The sequence below is a fragment of the [Zimmermannella] alba NBRC 15616 genome, from assembly GCF_001570905.1.
Taxonomy (GTDB): Bacteria; Actinomycetota; Actinomycetes; order Actinomycetales; family Microbacteriaceae; genus Pseudoclavibacter; species Pseudoclavibacter albus.
The window spans coordinates 115063-131949 of record NZ_BCSO01000001.1; the positions used below are offsets into that span (position 1 = coordinate 115063).

Genomic DNA, 16887 nt, shown 5'->3' on the forward strand with positions numbered 1-16887 from the left:
CATGGCTCAGAAACTTGATGACACACAGGCGGTCCTCGTCCAGAACAGCGAACTCACGCTCGAACAGCGTGAAGTGGAGGGCATGAGCCAGGGGCAGATTGTCCGGCAGCGGTTCTTCCGCCACAAGGGCGCGATGGTCGCGCTGGCTTGCCTCACCCTCATCGTGCTGCTCGTGTTCACCTCGGTGGGCCTGCTCATCCCGTACCCGAAGTTCGGCGACGCCGGACTCACGTGGGAATCGCTGCGCATCCCCGGGTGGTGGGCCTATGACTGGACGTCGATCTCGCCGATCGTGAACAACGGTCAGCCGACGTTCCAGGGCATCTTCCAGTGGGGTGAGCACCCCTTCGGCCAGGATGAAGTCGGCCGCGACATCTTCGCCCGCGTCATGCGCGGTACCCAGCAGTCGCTCACCGTCATGGTGATCTACGGCCTCCTCGCCACTGCTATCGGCGTCACGATCGGTGGTATCGCCGGTTACTTCCGCGGCTGGGTCGACAACGTGCTCATGCGCATTACCGACCTCTTCCTCGTAATCCCGATCCTCGTGTTCGCGGCAGTGCTCGGTCAGATCGCTGGGCAGAACGCCTTCTTCCGCGCCTTCGGTGCGGTGTCACTCGCGATCCTGCTCGGTCTTGTCGGGTGGACAGGTATGGCCCGTCTCGTGCGCGGTGAGTTCCTTTCGCTGCGCGAGCGCGAGTTCGTGGATGCGGCGCGTGTTGCGGGTGCCTCGAGCCGCCGCATCATCTTCCGTCACATCCTCCCGAATGCGCTCGGTGTCGTGATCGTTGCGGCCACGCTCCTCATGGCCGCCGCGATCATCCTCGAGTCGGTGCTCTCGTTCATCGGCTTCGGCATCCTGCCGCCGGACGTGTCGCTCGGTCAGATCGTGAACGAGTACCGCGGATCCTTCGCCACGCGCCCGTGGCTGTTCTGGTTCCCCGCCGCGTTCGTCGTGCTCATCGCGCTGTGCATCAACTTCATCGGTGACGGCCTCCGCGACGCCTTCGACCCGCGTCAGCGCCGCATGCCCGGCACCTCGATCTTGTCGAAGATGTTCGGCAAGCAGCAGGAGCCGGCGGTTGCCGGTGCCGTGTCGGCAGCTGGTGCCCCGGCAACGGGTGCAGCAGCGAGCGCCGAAGCTGAGATGGCGCAGCCCGACGGCGGCGATGCCGACGAGGCACTTGCTCCCCAGGACGTCGACGCTGCCTCGAACGAGGCCATCGACGCTGACGACGAGAACGCCACCGAGTGATGAACCAGGTCATTGTCTCTGACGCTCGTGCGGCGCTAGCCAAGCACGAGCGTCAGAGCGATGCCCACAGCGGTCGCCACGACGACAACAAGGTTCACGACGTTGAGCCGACGGGTGATCGGTTCCGTGCTCGCTTCGGCGCCGTGGTGCCGAACGGTGATCGCCGCATCGCCCGACAGGGTGCCGGGAGCTGCGCTCGAACGCAGCTGACCGAACTTGTCGCGGGCAATGCGCGGGTCCTGGAACCCATCGCCACGGGTGAGCTTCTGCTCGAAGTAGCGCATCGAACGAAGCCGGTCGGGCGGGGGAGCAGCCCACGCTTGTACCTTGCCCTCGCTCGTGTACATGACGAAGCCGTGACGAGTCTCGACCTCGTCAATGCGACCGAGCGGAACTCGCGTCGTGACGAAGGGGTTGTGGACCGCGACCTGTTCGCTCGAGATGACGAGCTTCGGGGCGGCGAGCAGAACCCATCCGCATCCCAGAATCAGCAACGGGATGGGGGCGACCTTCGCGAAGGAATCGCGAGCCTCGGGAATCACGAGGCAGTACGCAAGAGCAATCACGCTCATGACTGCAACGACCACGTAGAGCACCAGGCTGAAGCGCGGTCGGAGGGTTGTGGGCTTGGACATGGGAACATCTTTCCAAAGGTCTGCCGCGCCCAGACGCAGGCAGGCGCCGGATGGCTGCAGAATCAACTGCAGCCCACGCAGGAGGACGAATGAAGTCGACCACGCGCAACACCGAGACGCCCATTCTGGACGTCAAGGGACTCAATGTTGAGTTCTGGGTGGGCGGTGAATGGGTCACGGCAGCACGTGACATCAACTACCGCGTCATGCCCGGAGAAGTGCTCGCGATCGTTGGTGAATCGGGATCGGGTAAGTCGGTCTCTTCGATGACGCTGCTCGGCCTCCTGCCGAAGAACGGCCGCACGAGCGGTTCGGCGAAGCTCAACGGCGTCGAGATGATCGGCGCGAGCCAGTCGACGCTCCGCAAGGCGCGAGGCAACGACATCGCGGTCATCTTCCAGGAGCCGATGACGGCGCTCAACCCGGTCTACACGATCGGTTTCCAGATCTGTGAGGCGCTGCGCGTCCACAACCCCACGATGCTGCCGCAGGATGCTCGCGAGCGCGCCCTCGAGCTGCTCATGCTCGTGGAGATGCCAGACCCTGAGAAGGCGTTCAACTCGTACCCGCACCAGCTCTCGGGTGGTCAGCGTCAGCGCGCCATGATCGCGCAGTCGCTCTCGTGTGACCCGGACATGCTCATCGCGGACGAGCCGACGACGGCCCTCGACGTGACGATCCAGGCCGAAATCCTTGAGTTGCTGCGCAACCTTCACGCACGCCTCAACTCGGCCATCGTCATCATCACCCACGACATGGGTGTTGTCGCCGACATTGCGACGAACGTCATCGTCATGAAGCAGGGTGAGATCGTCGAGCGCGGTGAGGTGCGCGAGATCTTCCACAACCCGCAGCACGAGTACACGAAGAAGCTCCTCTCGTCGGTCCCACACCTTGGTCGCGGCGAAGCAACCGGCAAGCCGGCCGTCGAGTACGACGCGGAGCCGATGCTCGCGCTCGAGAACGTGACGCTGGAGTACCCGAAGCACGGCCGTGTGCCTGCCTTCAAGGCGATCGACAACGCGAGCTTCACGATCCACCCGGGCGAGATCGTGGGTCTCGTCGGTGAGTCCGGGTCGGGTAAGACGACGATCGCGCGCGCCGCGGTGGGACTGCTGCCGGTGGCGGGCGGCTCGATGAAGCTCAACGGCATCGAGCTCAATGGCATCAGCCGCTCCGACATGGCGAAGCTGCGCAAGGACATCGGCATCGTCTTCCAGGATCCGGGTTCCTCGCTCAACCCGCGTTGGCCGATCGGTGAATCGATTGCCGAGCCGCTGAACCTTGCGGGCGGTTTCACGAAGGAAGAAATCTCGAAGCGTGTTGAGGAGCTCCTCGACCAGGTTGAGTTGCCGCGTTCCTTCCGCAACCGCTACCCGAACGAGCTGTCGGGTGGTCAGCGTCAGCGCATCGGTATTGCGCGTGCGCTCGCGCTGGAGCCGAAGATCCTCGTGGCGGATGAGCCGACCTCGGCACTGGATGTGTCGGTGCAGAAGCGCGTGCTCGAGCTGTTGCTTGAGATCCAGCAGCGCCTCGGCTTCGCGGTCCTGTTCGTGACGCACGACCTCGCGCTCGTGGACGAGATCGCGAACCGCGTCGTCGTCCTGAACCACGGCAAGATCGTCGAGCAGGGCACGACCGACCAGATCCTCCGCAACCCGCAGGATCCGTACACGAAGCGTCTCGTGATGGCTGTCCCGGTGCCGGACCCCGACGAGCAGGTAGCCCGTCGCCAGGCCCGCACTGCATCCATCAACCTCGAGGAAGTTGCCAAGGCCCAGGCTGTTGCCGAGTCGGCCGAGCCCGCCGCCGACGAGCCCGCCAGCGAGTAGCCCCCGGCTCAGGTCCGCCCCCGGTCGGCCCCAGGCACGAAATAGGTCGAAAAGTGCTTGTCTGGTCACTGCGGAAGTGATCCAACAAGCACTTTTCGACCCATTCTGATCGGTAGGATTCACGCATCGAGTTCCGGACAATCCGGCGTGCGCTCGCGAAGCAGCCGACGAATCAGGGCAATGACTTCCGGCATGCGGTGATGCAAGTCGTCCTTCGTCAGACGGATGACATGCCAGCCATGACCCGTGAGCCAGCGTTCTCGCTGGATGTCGCGGTGCCACTGTTCCTGGTCAACGCGATGATGATCGCCTTCGTACTCGATGTCGATTCGGGCCGTCCGGTAGGCGAGGTCGAGGACAGCGACGAGGGATCCCGATTCTGTGCAAACTTCGACTTGCACCTCGGGCTCAGGAAGACCAGCTTCCACCAGCGCGAAACGCACGAGTGATTCCTGCGGCGATTCCACTCCCACGCGCGAAAGCTCAACGGCTTCACGGAGGGCGCGACCACCGGTTGCGCTCCCGGCTGCAGCAGCGAAGGCCGCGAGCTGAGGGAATGGGACGCGAGCGCGAAGATCTGGGTAGTTTGTGCTCGTCGTGACGGCGGCATCAACGCAGACAACCCGTTCTCGCAGTGTCAGTTGGGGAGCCATCGACAAGAGTGCGAGTTCCGGTGTGGCTACGACGAAGTCTTCAATCGCAGCCGATTGCAGCAAGTCGCGACGAATTCGTCGTGCAAGCACACCTGCGGACCGTGGACGGGGCCGGTCGTGGGCGACAGCGACAACGAGATCCTCATCGAGAGCTCGTCGCAGCCGTCGAGGGACGGGGATGCCCCAATGAGCGAAGGCATGTACACCCACCAGCACCTGGCCCGGGCGAGGCTTGGACCAGTACGCTCGCGCACGCTCGATCCAGCCGATTGGTTCCGAAGCCTGGCGGATTCCATGGAAGGGGCGAGCGAATCGCGGATTTCGTGTCCATCCGTAGCTCAGGCCAAATTGCTGAGTGGATGCAACAGGCCACGCGACGCCTTCAAGTGGCCCGGGAACGGTGATTCGGCTCATGCAGCGAACGTTAGGTCCCCTCGACCGTCTGATGTCGTCATCGGCCATGCTTCCTGTGAACGGATCACGTTCCACAGCCACGCCGCGGAACGGACGGCCAGTGTCAGGGCGGCATTCGCTGCAGCACAACGTCTGCACCGTGTCCGGCCCCGCGTCATCCGTCCGACTTCGCTCGACTCGGCTTCGGGGACCTGTCGGCACAGAAATAGGTCGAAACGTGCTTGTTGGGCCGCTCAGGCAGTGACCGGACAAGCACTTTTTGACCGATTTTCGGTGCGAGAGCGGAGGTGCGGGTGCGGGAGGCGCGGAGCGGGAGGCGAAGGGGCGAACGCGGGCGGGCGAGACGCGGCGGCGGGGGGCGGATGTGCGCGGGGCGCGGCGTGGCTGGGAAGAAAAGGTTGTGCATGCGGGGGCGCGAGATAAAGTGGAACGTTCGCTGCCGCGGACATGAATCACAAGGGAAAGTCGCACGTGACCGACAGCAACATCGTCCACCGCTCAGATCTTCGAAACGTCGCCATCGTGGCGCACGTTGACCACGGCAAGACGACGCTCGTCGATGCCATGCTTCGCCAGACGAACTCGTTCGGCGACCACTCCTCGCACGATGACGAAGTTCGCGTGATGGACTCGAACGACCTCGAGCGCGAAAAGGGCATCACGATCCTCGCGAAGAACACCGCGATCCGCTACGAGGGTATCCACGCCACCGACGGCCCCATCACGATCAACGTCATCGACACCCCCGGCCACGCCGACTTCGGTGGCGAGGTCGAACGCGGCCTCTCGATGGTCGACGGCGTTGTCCTCCTCGTGGATGCCTCGGAGGGCCCGCTCCCGCAGACCCGCTTCGTGCTCCGCAAGGCGCTCGCGGCAAAGCTTCCCGTCATCCTCGCGGTGAACAAGACCGACCGCCCGGACGCCCGCATCGACGAGGTCGTTGCGGAAGCCCACGATCTGCTTCTCGGTCTCGCCTCGGACCTCAGCGAAGAGGTGGATGTCGACGTCGACGCCATCCTCGACCTCCCGGTCCTCTACGCTTCGGGCCGCGCCGGCGCCGCTAGCCAGAACCAGCCCGCGAACGGCGAGCTCCCGGACAACGACAACCTTGAACCGCTCTTCGAAGCGATCCTCAAGCACATCCCGGCCCCGGCCTACGACGAGTCGCACCCGCTGCAGGCACACGTCACCAACCTCGACGCCTCGCCGTTCCTTGGCCGTCTCGCCCTCCTGCGTATCTTCAACGGCACGCTCAAGAAGGGCCAGAACGTCGCCTGGGTCCGCAACGACGGCGAAGTGCACAATGTGCGCATCACCGAGCTCCTCGAAACAAAGGCGCTCGACCGTGTCCCGACCGACTCGGCAGGCCCCGGTGACATCGTCGCCGTCGCCGGTATCCCCGAGATCATGATCGGTGACACGATCGCCGACCCCGAGGACGTCCGCCCGCTCCCGGCCATCACGGTCGACGAGCCCGCCATCTCGATGACGATCGGTACGAACACCTCGCCGCTCATGGGCAAGGTGAAGGGCCACAAGCTCACCGCCCGCATGGTCAAGGACCGCCTCGACCGCGAACTCGTCGGCAACGTCTCCCTCCGCGTCGTCGACATCGGCCGCCCGGACGCCTGGGAAGTTCAGGGCCGTGGCGAGCTCGCCCTCTCGGTGCTCATCGAGAACATGCGCCGCGAAGGCTTCGAGCTCACCGCTGGCAAGCCGCAGGTGGTCACGAAGATCGTTGACGGTCAGAAGCACGAGCCCTTCGAGCACCTCACGGTCGACGCACCGGAAGAACACCTCGGCGCGATTACGCAGCTGCTCGCCGCCCGCAAGGGTCGCCTCGAGACGATGACGAACCACGGCACTGGCTGGGTGCGCATGGAATTCGTCGTCCCCTCGCGCGGTCTCATCGGTTTCCGCTCGGAGTTCATGACGATCACCCGCGGCACCGGTATCGCGAACGCGATTGCGCAGGGCTATGGCCCCTGGGCGGGCGCCATCCAGACCCGTATCAACGGTTCGATCGTGGCCGACCGCGCCGGTGTTGCCACCCCGTTCGCGATGATGGCGCTTCAGGAGCGCATGACCTTCTTCGTGAATCCGACGGATGAGGTCTACGAGGGCATGGTCGTGGGCGAGAACTCGCGCGCGGACGACATGGACGTGAACATCACGAAAGAAAAGAAGCTCACGAACATGCGCTCCTCGACGGCTGACGAGCTCGAGAAGCTCACGCCGCCGCGCCAGCTCACGCTCGAAGAGTGCCTCGAGTTCGCTCGCGAAGACGAGTGCGTTGAGGTCACCCCGGAGAAGATCCGCATCCGCAAGGTCGAGCTCGACGCGACCGCCCGCGCCCGCGCCGCATCGCGAGCTAAGCGCGAGGGCTAAGCCCGAGTGACCACGTCGAGTAACGCCGAGCCGGTCCGCACCACCACGGATGCGGACAGCCTCGGCGTGCTCGGACTCCAGGACGTGACGCCCGCGGATGCGAAGGAACCTGCCGCCTCGCGCGACGGGCGCGCCGACCGCATTTTCACCGCCGCCGCGCTCCTCGCGGGCGGGTTCCTCACCGGCGCCATCGCCACCTTCTTGCACCGCGCCCGCTTCGACGCGGGCTTTGGTCCCGTCTGGCTTGGGATCGTCGCGTCGCTCCTTGTGATCACGCTCCTCGCCGTTGGTATTCGCCTGTATCTTCGCGAACGCATCTACGTCACGAGCTTCGCCGCGGGTGTCATTGTTGCGGTCGTCGCGCTCGCCATGCTCACCTTCGGGCACTCGGCGATCATCCTCGCCGACCTCGTGAGCACCATCTGGGCCGCTGGTGCGCCGCTGCTTGTCTCGCTCATTGCGGCCTGGCCACGTCTGCCAGAGCGTCGCGAGCGGTATTCTGAACACCAGTCCACCATTTCCAAGGAGGCACAGTCGTGACCTACGTGATCGCCCTGCCCTGCGTCGACGTGAAGGACCGCGCCTGCGTCGACGAGTGCCCGGTCGACTGCATTTACGAGGGTGAGCGTTCGCTCTACATTCACCCGGACGAGTGCGTTGACTGCGGCGCCTGCGAACCGGTCTGCCCGGTCGAAGCGATCTACTACGAGGACGACCTCCCGGAGGAGTGGGCCGACTACACAGCTGCGAACGCCGAGTTCTTCGATGAAATCGGCTCGCCCGGGGGTGCCGCGAAGATCGGTGTCATCGAGCACGACCACGAACTCATCAAGAAGCTTCCCCCGCAGGCCTAACGCGTTCTGCGGTGATGACCGCTCAATTGTGAAGGGTGCTGGATCCGCCAGCACCCTTTGCTGTACATCCGGAGGAAACCATGGCACTGGGGCCATTGCCGAGCTACCCGTGGGATGAGATTGCGCCGATTCGCGAGCGAGCCGCCCAGCATCCCGACGGCGTCATTGATCTGTCGATCGGGTCGCCTGTTGACGAAACACCCAAGGTGTTGCGGGATGCGCTCGCTGCCGCCGCGGAATGGCACGCCTACCCGACGACGGTCGGCACGAGCGACGCGCGGGACGCTGTCGTGGAGTGGTTTGCGCGGCGCCGCGGAGTGAGCGGGCTCAACAAGGATGAGGTCCTACTCACGGTCGGCTCCAAGGAGTTCATCGCCTTTGCGGCGTTCTTCCTCGGCCTTGGCGAAGGGGATGTCATCGTGCAGCCCTCGCTGGCATACCCGACGTACGAGATGGGGGCGCGCTTTGCTGGTGCCACATGTGTGAGCGAGGACGATCCGGCCGCTTGGCCTGAGAACACGAAGCTCGTGTGGCTCAATAGCCCCGGCAACCCGGACGGGCGCGTGCTCGGGGTTGACGAGCTCCGTGCGGCGATTGCCCGAGCTCGTGAACTCGGCGCCATCGTGATCGGCGATGAGTGCTACGCGGAGCTTGGCTGGGGGCGTTGGGCGGAGGCCGTGCCCTCGGTCCTCGATCCGCGCGTCAACGGTGGCTCGTACGAGGGCATCCTCGCCTGCTCCTCACTTTCCAAACAATCGAACGTGGCGGGCTACCGGGCGGCGTTCGTGGCCGGTGACGGGGCGCTTGTGGAGCAGCTTGTCCGCGCCCGAAAGCACGCGGGCCTCATCGTGCCCGGCCCGGTACAGGAAGTCATTGCCGTGGCGCTGCGCGACGATGCTCACGTGGCAGAACAGCGTGCGCGTTATGAAGCCCGACGCGAGGTTCTCGTGAACGCGCTCACTGCGGCAGGATGCGTGATTGACGGGAGCGAGGGCGGCCTTTATCTGTGGGCGACTCGCGGGACATCCGACATGGACACGATGCGCTGGCTGGCCGAGTTGGGCATCGTCGCGGGGCCCGGGCACTTCTACGGTACGGCGGGGGGACGCCACGTTCGGATTTCGCTCACGGCGAGCGACGCGGAAATCAGCCGTGTGGCGGAGCGACTTCAGGGCTCTGGGCAGGATTTGACCCGCTGATCGGGAGTTCTCTCGATGTCGAGAGAAATGAACCGGATGTACTTCTCTTGGTCGATTTGTCAATCGCCTCACGGAGCTGCCGTCGTCCATTGTGCAGAGCGTGAACAGCGCCGTTCTCACTCAGCTACTCAGGGGAAAACCACTCTCTCATCGGGCTAGGCTGGCACCGCGGTCGATGGTTGACCGTATGGACGACATCGAAGTGGAGGCACCGTGACTGAGCAGCAGCCAGAGACGACGCAGCAGGAAGTCGCGACGCTGAGCTACCCCGGTGGATCGGTGGAACTGCCCATCCTCCAGGCAAGTGCCGGTGTGAACTCGCTCGACGTCTCGAGCCTCATGAAGCAGAGCGGGATGACTGCCCTTGACCAGGGCTTCGTGAACACCGCCTCGACGAAGTCCAAGATCACCTTCATCGACGGCGCGAATGGCATCCTGCGCTACCGCGGTTATCCAATCGAAGAGCTCGCCGCTCGCTCGACCTTCCTCGAGGTGGCCTACCTCCTTATCTACGGCGAGCTGCCCACGAAGCTCGAGTACGAGAACTTCGCCGAGCGCATCCGCCGTCACACGCTCATCCACGAGGACCTCAAGCGTTTCTTCAACGCCCTTCCGACGCACGCGCACCCGATGTCGGTGCTCTCGAGCTCGGTGAGCGCGCTCTCGACCTACTACGAGGACTCGCTCGATGTGCACGACCCCGAAGCAGTCGAGCTCAACATGATCCGTCTCCTCGCGAAGATCCCCGTTCTCGCGGCGTATGCCCACAAGAAGTCGATCGGGCAGGCGTTCCTGTACCCGGACAACTCGCTCGAGTTCGTCGAGAACTTCTTGAAGCTCAACTTCGGTGTGCTCGCTGAGCCGTACGAAGTGAGCCCGGTGCTTGCGAAGGCGCTCGACCGCCTCCTCATCCTGCACGCTGACCACGAGCAGAACGCCTCCACCTCGACGGTCCGCCTTGTTGGCTCGACCGAGGCGAACATCTACGCGTCGGTCTCGGCGGGTATTTCCGCGCTGTACGGCCCGCTCCACGGTGGCGCCAATGAGGCGGTGCTCACGATGCTCAAGCAGATCCAGGAATCTGGCGAGGGCGTTGAGCGCTTCGTCCAGCGCGTGAAGAACAAGGAAGACGGCGTCCGCCTCATGGGCTTCGGACACCGCGTCTACAAGTCGTACGACCCGCGCGCCAAGCTCGTGAAGGAATCGGCTGACGAGGTCCTCTCGGACCTTGGCGTGCACGACCCGATGCTCGAGATCGCGATGGAGCTCGAGCAGGTCGCCCTCAACGACGACTACTTCAAGGAGCGTCGTCTCTACCCGAACGTCGACTTCTACACGGGCATCATCTACAAGGCGATGGGATTCCCGACGCGTATGTTCACGGTGCTCTTTGCGATTGGACGCCTCCCGGGCTGGCTAGCTCACTGGAACGAGGCGAACCTGGACCCGAAGAACAAGATCGGGCGCCCGCAGCAGCTCTACATCGGCGAGACGGAGCGTCACTACCCGGAGGACCGGACGTACCGCCCGTAAGGTCTCGTGCAACGCAAGGGGCCTCCCACCTGATGGTGGGAGGCCCCTTGCGTTGTGAGCTTCGGTCGGTGGTCCCGATGCACGCGCCTGCGGCGCCCACCGCCGGATCGAGTAGGCCGTATCGAGATCTCGACCAGCTCGTGTGCGGCTACGCGTGCAGCTCCGAGTTGAGCGTGATGCTCTTGCCCTCGCGGTGCACTGCTTCGATGCCACCGGTGACCGAGTTCCGGCGGAAGAGAAGGTTCGGAACGTCCGAGAGCTCCGAGGCCTTCACCGTGCGGCGCTCACCGAGCTCGCCATCGCCGTTGGCGGCACCGACGATGTACACCTTGCTGCCGGCCGTGACGTACAGACCCGCCTCCACGATCGAGTCGTCGCCGAGCGAGATCCCGACACCGGCGTTCGCGCCAAGCAGCGCCCGTTCACCGATCGTGATGCGCTCCTTGCCGCCGCCCGACAGTGTGCCCATGATCGACGCGCCGCCACCAATGTCGGAGCCGTCGCCCACGACCACGCCCTGCGAGATACGGCCCTCAATCATCGAGGCACCGAGCGTGCCGGCGTTGAAGTTCACGAAGCCCTCGTGCATGACGACGGTTCCCGGCGCGAGGTGCGCGCCAAGACGCACGCGGCCACCATCACCGATGCGCACGCGGTCCGGCACGACGTAGTCGAGTAGACGCGGGAACTTGTCGAGCGCGTACACCTGGATGCCGGCGCGCAGGAGTTCCGGGCGGTGTGCTGCCGCGAACTCCGGCGTCGTTGGGCCGACGCTCGTCCAAGCGTTCGTCGGCAGATTGCCGAAGATGCCCTCGAGCGAGATCTGGTTCGGGCGCACGAGCAGGTGGCTCAGCAAGTGTAGGCGCAGGTAGGCATCCGAGACCGATTCAACCGGGGCGTCGAGCTTCGATTCAACGATGATGCTCTCCTGGCGCACGCCACGGCGCGTATCCGTGTATTCGTGGTGTGCGAGCTGGGCGAGCGCCTGCTGCTGCGTCGCCACATCCGGCAGCGCACCAAGCTGTGGGGCCGGGAACCAGCTGTCGAGCACCTCGTCTTCGTTCGTCAAGGTCGCGAGGCCTGCCGCCCATGCGCGCGTCGGAGTCTGAACAGAAGAAGCCACAGTGGATGCTGACATGGCTCAAGGCTAGTCGCGGCGCCGTCCAAGGAGGCTACCGGTCAGCGTGCGTCGATGAGCATCCGTACACTGTCGCGTATGCCGGATGAACTCGCGAACGAGCAGCGTGCAGCGCTTGCCCAGACGATGTTGACGACGGGACTCGACCTTCGGGCCGATGCGATCACGCTCACGAAGGTTGTGTGCGACATCCCCTCTGAGTCTGGCAACGAATCGCGCTTGGTGGATGCGATTGAGGCGGCCCTCGACGGATACGACCACCTCCAGGTCCTGCGTCACGGTAATACTGTCGTCGCGCGCACAATGCTTGGGCGAGCACGCCGCATCGTCATCGCTGGTCACCTCGACACGGTGCCGATCAACAACAATCTGCCCACGCACTTCGCGACGCTCGATGAGGAAGCTGCCGCAGCGGATGTTCCGGGGACACGGGTCGGGGAGTACCTCGTGGGCCGTGGCACGGTCGACATGAAGGCGGGCGTTGCGGTCGCGCTGAAGCTTGCCGCCGAACTCGAGGCTCCCATCCACGACGTGACGTGGATCTTCTACGACAACGAAGAGGTCGAGGCGGAGAAGAACGGCCTTGGCAAGCTCGCCGCAGTACGCCCCGACCTCGTCGAGGCAGACTTCGCGATTCTCGGGGAGCCGACACGAGCAAAGATCGAAGGTGGATGCAACGGCTCCATCCGTTGTGACGTGCGCACCCGCGGCGTCCGCGCTCACTCCGGCCGCTCGTGGACTGGCGTCAACGCCATCCACAAGGTCGCCGAGGTTCTCGACCGGCTCAACGCCTACGAGCCGCAGACGGTGCGCGTGGAAGGGCTCGACTACCGCGAGGGTCTCAACGCGACCCTCATCTCTGGGGGTGTCGCCCCGAACGTCATCCCCGACGAGTGCACCGTGCACGTGAACTACCGTTTCGCGCCAGACAAGACGCTCGAGGAGGCGGAAGCCCTCATGCGCGACGTCTTCGATGGCTTCGATCTCGAGGTTCGCGACCGATCGGCCGCCGCTCGACCGGGCTTTGACGCAGACATTGCACGTGACTTCGTCGCCGCAGTGGGCGGCGAGGCCTACCCGAAGTACGGCTGGACGGATGTTGCTCGTTTCTCGGAGCTTGGCATCCCCGCCGTGAACTATGGCCCGGGCGACCCGCAGAAGGCGCACGCGGATGATGAACGTGTGCTGCTCGAGGACATCACCGCGGTCGAGCAGGGCCTTCACAGCTGGCTGATGGGGGAGCGCGCATGAGTATCCAGAGCTTCCTTGGCTCGGTGAAGGAGCGCTGGCAGGAAGGCGATTCCTGGCGTGAGCCGGGTGACGAGATCCCGCAGCGCCACATCGACCCGGCCATCCGGCGCGAGGCGTTCCGTTTGACGAGCAACGAGCCCGGCTCGCTTGAGCTCGGTTGGCTCTCGATTCCCGTCTGGGCCCGCATCCTCGCGGTCTACCTTGCCTCGCGCATCGTGACGACGATCATCCTGCTCACTTTTGCCGCCCGCGAGGATGCAACGTGGCAAACGAATCCGCAGCCGAACTACCTCGAGTTCGCGAACATCTGGGATGCGGAGTGGTATTCACGCATCGCCTACGGCGGGTATCCCACAACGCTGCCGATGGATGACCAGGGGCACATCACCGAGAACGCCTGGGCGTTCATGCCCGTCTACCCGTGCCTCATTCGCCTCATGATGGCGATCACGGGGATGCCGTTTGAGGCGCTCTCGATCACCATCTCGGTGCTCGCAGGCCTCGGCGTCGCCTTTGCCGTGCACCGACTCTTCTCGCACGTGGTCGACCCGAGCGGCGCGATGTTCGGTACCGCGCTCGTGTGCTTCATGCCGACGAGCGTCATTTTCCAGGTCGGCTATGCGGAAGCACTCCACGCGTTCTTGCTCACGGTGCTCCTCATCTGCCTCGTCGAGCGGCGGTGGATGGTCATGGTGCCGGTCATCGTGCTCGCATCCTTCACCAGGCCCACGGGCCTCGCCTGGGCCATGACGCTCGTGCTCTACCTCGCGTACCGAATCTGGACGGCCCGCCGCGGGCTCGAACAGTTTTCGACGACCGAGCGCTGGGATGTCGTCATCGCCATCGTGGTGTCGGTCATCTCGGGCTTTGGCTGGGTGTTCGTCGCGTGGATCGCGACCGGCATTCCCTCCGCCTACCTCGACACGGAGTTCGCCTGGCGCTCGCACTACACCGGCTGGGACACCTTCCACGGCCCCTTCACAGGCTGGTTCCAGGGCGCCCAGTACTGGATCGACTTCGCGACAGGTCGTTCACTGCCCGAGCCGTGGCGCGATGTGCTCACCTGGGGTGGGGGCGCGGTTGTGGTTGTGCTCTTCTTCGGATGTTGTTTTGGGCTCATCGCCTCGCGGCTTGGCGCACGCCTCGGTATCGAGATCCGGCTGTGGCTGGTGAGCTACCTCAGCTACATCCTCGCCGTGTTCTTCCCGCAGTCCTCCACCTTCCGCCTCCTCATGCCGCTGTTCCCGTCACTCGCCGTGGTGGGGGTGCCGAAGTCGCCGCTCTATCGGGTCGTGATGATGGTGCTGTCGATTCTCGGTCAGGTGGCCTGGATCTGGATGTGCTGGTACGTCATTGACTACGACTGGTCGCCCCCGTAAACCGCACAGAGCAAAGGGCCCCGAACGGCGTTCCGTTCGGGGCCCTTTGTGTGTGGCTTACTTGGCGGCGTCGATGCGCTCGGCGACGTTCTTCCAGTTCACGATGTTCCAGAAGGCCTTCACGTAGTCAGCCTTGACATTCTGGTAGTCGAGGTAGAAGGCGTGCTCCCACATGTCGAGCATGAGCAGTGGCGTCACGCCGAAGGGGACGTTGCCCTGCTGGTCGAAGAGCTGGAAGGTCGAGACGTTGCCGGTGGCGTTGTCGCGACCGAGGACTGCCCAGCCCGAGCCCTGGATGCCGAGGGCGACGGCCTCGAACTGTGCCTTGAACTTCTCGAGGCCACCGAACTCGTTCTCGAGGAGCTCCTTGGCCGAACCGGCCGGCTCTTCGTAGTCGGGGGTGAGGTTGGTCCAGAAGATCGAGTGGTTGTTGACGCCGCCGACGTTGAAGGCGAGGTCCTTCTCGAGCTTGTTGATGTTGGCGAAGTCACCCTTGTCGCGGGCCTCGGCGAGCTGCTCGAGGGCCGTGTTCGCGCCCTTGACGTAGGTCGCGTGGTGCTTCGAGTGGTGGAGCTCCATGATCTTGGCGGAGATGTGCGGCTCCAGCGCGGCGTAGTCGTAGGGGAGGTCGGGCAGCGTGAATTCAGCCACGGAAGCGTCCTTTCGAGGGGGTTGCGGCGCTCGCTCTGCGCCGCGCGAACACGAGTGAACCTACACCCACGACCCGTACGAAGACTCCAAACATTGATACGGATCGTCACGCCCGTGGCGAACGGCACAGCCTAGACCCTCCGTTGAGAAAACTCCAGGGTCAGTCCGACTAAACTGTCCGAGTACCGAGTTTCAAACGTAGGAGGAACAACATGGCCGCGATGAAGCCGCGCACCGGTGACGGTCCCATGGAAGCAGTCCGTGAGGGACGACTCATCATCGTTCGCGTGCCCCTCGAGGGTGGCGGTCGCCTGGTGGTTTCCGTCAACGATGACGAAGCCAAGGAGCTCCGCGACGCGCTCGACGCAGCAGTCGCCTAAGTACACCCACACACGTCAGCGGGCCCATCCACTTGGTGGATGGGCCCGCTGACGTGTGTGGGTGTGCAGCGCCTAGCTGCGCTTAGTGAGGTGCAGGATGCCGCCCTCGATCGGCAGGATCGAGACGACAAAGTCGGGATGGCGTTCAAGCTCGGAAATGATGTCGCGGAAGTCCATCGTGAGACGGTCGCGTCGAGCGGGGGAGGCCACGGCGGAGCCGCGCATCGCACCGAGCGCTACGATCGTCCCACCGTTTCGGATGAGACGAAGCGCGTGCTGCAGTCGTGCGGGGAAGCGGGGTGCATCGTCAGCGAGGACGACGAGGTCGTAGCCCGCGTCACTCATCCGTGCGAGCACGTCAGTGTCGGCCCCGGAAATAATGCGTAACTGGCTCGGACGTGCGCCGGAGGCGAGTAGCGCCCGGCGGGCTTCGGCCGCGTGGTCTGCGCCCGCCTCAAGGATCGTGAGGTTCGCGTCGGGAGCGCCCCGTCGAAGCCAGAGCGCGCTCGTACCGATGCCACCGCCGATCTCCAGGATGTGCCGGGAGCGGCACATCGCGGCAACGCCGGCCAGGTGACGGCCAGCGAGCGGTGAGACCGGGCGGAAGCCGAGCTCGAGCGCGCGCCGACGTGCGGCGAACTGAACCGAGCTTTCTTGCACCTGCTCGTCGAGGTACCGCGCATTGAGCTCAAGATCAGACATTCCTTCAGCGTACTCAGTGCAGCTGCAAGAGATCCTGCGGGCCAGAGAGCGGTCTGAGAGGCGACACGTCCCGAGTGGGCCACGCGGGCAGCGTATTCTGTTGGGCATGTTTGGGCTCACCTTTGAAAAGCTGCTCCTCATCGGGGTGATTGCAGCGTTCATCATTGGCCCAGACAAATTGCCGCAGGCAGCCGAGCAGCTCGCACGCGCCGTTCACTGGGTGCGGGGGCAGGCGGATTCCGCAAAGGGCCGCCTGCGTGAAGAGATGGGCGAGGAATTCGACGACATCGACTGGAAGCAGCTCGATCCGCGTCAGTACGACCCACGCCGCATCATCCGGGATGCGCTCCTCGAAGACCTGCCGCCCGCAACGCCTGCGAAGAAAAAGCCTACGAAGTCGGAACGGCTGGCGCAGTCCGCGGCCGCGCGAGCAGCTGAAGCTCCCGCCGAAGCCGGTGCCGCTGCCGGTGTGACCGCCGCTGTGGCCAGCAGCTCACGTCCCGCGTGGGCGAGCGAGGGAAGCGATGAGGTCGCCGTCTCACAGGTCGAGCTCGGCGCCCCGTTCGACAGTGAGGCCACCTAGACCGTCACCCACCGCACACGGCGGCCTGACGACATCCCTG

The 16887-nt window shown here is 64.6% G+C and carries 16 protein-coding genes; 11 read left to right on the forward strand and 5 right to left on the reverse strand.

The window, feature by feature from the left end; translation table 11 throughout:
• The first annotated feature begins 1 nt into the window (after position 1).
• Positions 2 to 1255 carry an ABC transporter permease gene (locus ZAL01S_RS00570; RefSeq protein ID WP_083522935.1) on the forward strand — a complete coding sequence of 418 codons (1254 nt, stop codon included), beginning with the start codon at positions 2 to 4 and terminating at the stop codon, positions 1253 to 1255.
• A 35-nt stretch (positions 1256 to 1290) separates the two neighbouring features.
• Here the strand turns inward: ZAL01S_RS00570 and ZAL01S_RS00575 are convergent, their stop codons facing one another.
• Positions 1291 to 1890 (reverse strand): hypothetical protein, encoded by a 600-nt coding sequence (locus ZAL01S_RS00575; protein WP_066078209.1) that lies wholly within the window; start codon positions 1888 to 1890, stop codon positions 1291 to 1293.
• 89 nt (positions 1891 to 1979) lie between these two features.
• Between ZAL01S_RS00575 and ZAL01S_RS00580 the strand changes: the two genes are divergently transcribed.
• Complete coding sequence (locus tag ZAL01S_RS00580) at positions 1980 to 3722, forward strand: ABC transporter ATP-binding protein (RefSeq protein ID WP_066078212.1); 1743 nt, start codon at positions 1980 to 1982, stop codon at positions 3720 to 3722.
• A gap of 119 nt (positions 3723 to 3841) precedes the next feature.
• On the opposite strand, the gene ZAL01S_RS10185 is transcribed toward ZAL01S_RS00580, so the two are convergent.
• The gene (locus tag ZAL01S_RS10185) at positions 3842 to 4465 is read right to left on the reverse strand and encodes an endonuclease domain-containing protein (protein WP_159421524.1); all 624 of its coding nucleotides are present in this window, start codon (positions 4463 to 4465) and stop codon (positions 3842 to 3844) included.
• Positions 4466 to 5260: 795 nt separating this feature from the next.
• Between ZAL01S_RS10185 and typA the strand changes: the two genes are divergently transcribed.
• The 5 genes from typA (at position 5261) to ZAL01S_RS00610 (ending at position 10763) form a co-directional block, all read left to right on the forward strand.
• Entirely contained in the window at positions 5261 to 7177 is a 1917-nt protein-coding gene (typA, locus tag ZAL01S_RS00590) for a translational GTPase TypA (RefSeq protein WP_244875281.1), read from the forward strand.
• A gap of 6 nt (positions 7178 to 7183) precedes the next feature.
• On the forward strand, positions 7184 to 7717 hold the full coding sequence (locus tag ZAL01S_RS00595; RefSeq protein WP_066078221.1) for a hypothetical protein: 534 nt from the start codon (positions 7184 to 7186) through the stop codon (positions 7715 to 7717).
• Complete coding sequence (gene fdxA, locus ZAL01S_RS00600) at positions 7714 to 8031, forward strand: ferredoxin (RefSeq protein ID WP_066078224.1); 318 nt, start codon at positions 7714 to 7716, stop codon at positions 8029 to 8031. The genes ZAL01S_RS00595 and fdxA overlap by 4 nt, the downstream gene beginning before the upstream one ends.
• Positions 8032 to 8111: 80 nt before the next feature.
• Positions 8112 to 9230 (forward strand): succinyldiaminopimelate transaminase, encoded by a 1119-nt coding sequence (dapC, locus tag ZAL01S_RS00605; RefSeq protein WP_066078227.1) that lies wholly within the window; start codon positions 8112 to 8114, stop codon positions 9228 to 9230.
• A gap of 213 nt (positions 9231 to 9443) precedes the next feature.
• Positions 9444 to 10763, forward strand: coding sequence for a citrate synthase (locus tag ZAL01S_RS00610; protein ID WP_083522938.1), 1320 nt, complete (start codon positions 9444 to 9446; stop codon positions 10761 to 10763).
• A 148-nt stretch (positions 10764 to 10911) separates the two neighbouring features.
• On the opposite strand, the gene dapD is transcribed toward ZAL01S_RS00610, so the two are convergent.
• Entirely contained in the window at positions 10912 to 11901 is a 990-nt protein-coding gene (dapD, locus tag ZAL01S_RS00615; protein WP_066078230.1) for a 2,3,4,5-tetrahydropyridine-2,6-dicarboxylate N-succinyltransferase, read from the reverse strand.
• A gap of 126 nt (positions 11902 to 12027) precedes the next feature.
• On the opposite strand from dapD, the gene dapE reads away from it, so the two are divergent.
• Positions 12028 to 13152 (forward strand): succinyl-diaminopimelate desuccinylase, encoded by a 1125-nt coding sequence (gene dapE / locus ZAL01S_RS00620; protein ID WP_066079267.1) that lies wholly within the window; start codon positions 12028 to 12030, stop codon positions 13150 to 13152.
• The gene (locus ZAL01S_RS00625) at positions 13149 to 14531 is read left to right on the forward strand and encodes a hypothetical protein (RefSeq protein ID WP_066078232.1); all 1383 of its coding nucleotides are present in this window, start codon (positions 13149 to 13151) and stop codon (positions 14529 to 14531) included. Before dapE ends, ZAL01S_RS00625 begins: the two co-directional genes overlap by 4 nt.
• A 57-nt stretch (positions 14532 to 14588) precedes the next feature.
• On the opposite strand, the gene ZAL01S_RS00630 is transcribed toward ZAL01S_RS00625, so the two are convergent.
• A complete protein-coding gene (locus ZAL01S_RS00630) occupies positions 14589 to 15182 on the reverse strand; it encodes a superoxide dismutase (protein ID WP_066078235.1) in 594 nt (197 codons plus the stop codon).
• Positions 15183 to 15394: 212 nt separating this feature from the next.
• On the opposite strand from ZAL01S_RS00630, the gene ZAL01S_RS09665 reads away from it, so the two are divergent.
• Positions 15395 to 15562 (forward strand): DUF3117 domain-containing protein, encoded by a 168-nt coding sequence (locus tag ZAL01S_RS09665; protein ID WP_083522939.1) that lies wholly within the window; start codon positions 15395 to 15397, stop codon positions 15560 to 15562.
• Between the two features lie 72 nt (positions 15563 to 15634).
• Here the strand turns inward: ZAL01S_RS09665 and ZAL01S_RS00635 are convergent, their stop codons facing one another.
• The gene (locus tag ZAL01S_RS00635) at positions 15635 to 16264 is read right to left on the reverse strand and encodes an O-methyltransferase (RefSeq protein WP_066078238.1); all 630 of its coding nucleotides are present in this window, start codon (positions 16262 to 16264) and stop codon (positions 15635 to 15637) included.
• Positions 16265 to 16370: 106 nt separating this feature from the next.
• Here ZAL01S_RS00635 and ZAL01S_RS00640 point away from each other — a divergent pair, with 106 nt between their 5' ends.
• On the forward strand, positions 16371 to 16847 hold the full coding sequence (locus tag ZAL01S_RS00640; RefSeq protein WP_083522940.1) for a Sec-independent protein translocase family protein: 477 nt from the start codon (positions 16371 to 16373) through the stop codon (positions 16845 to 16847).
• The last annotated feature ends 40 nt before the right edge of the window (positions 16848 to 16887 follow it).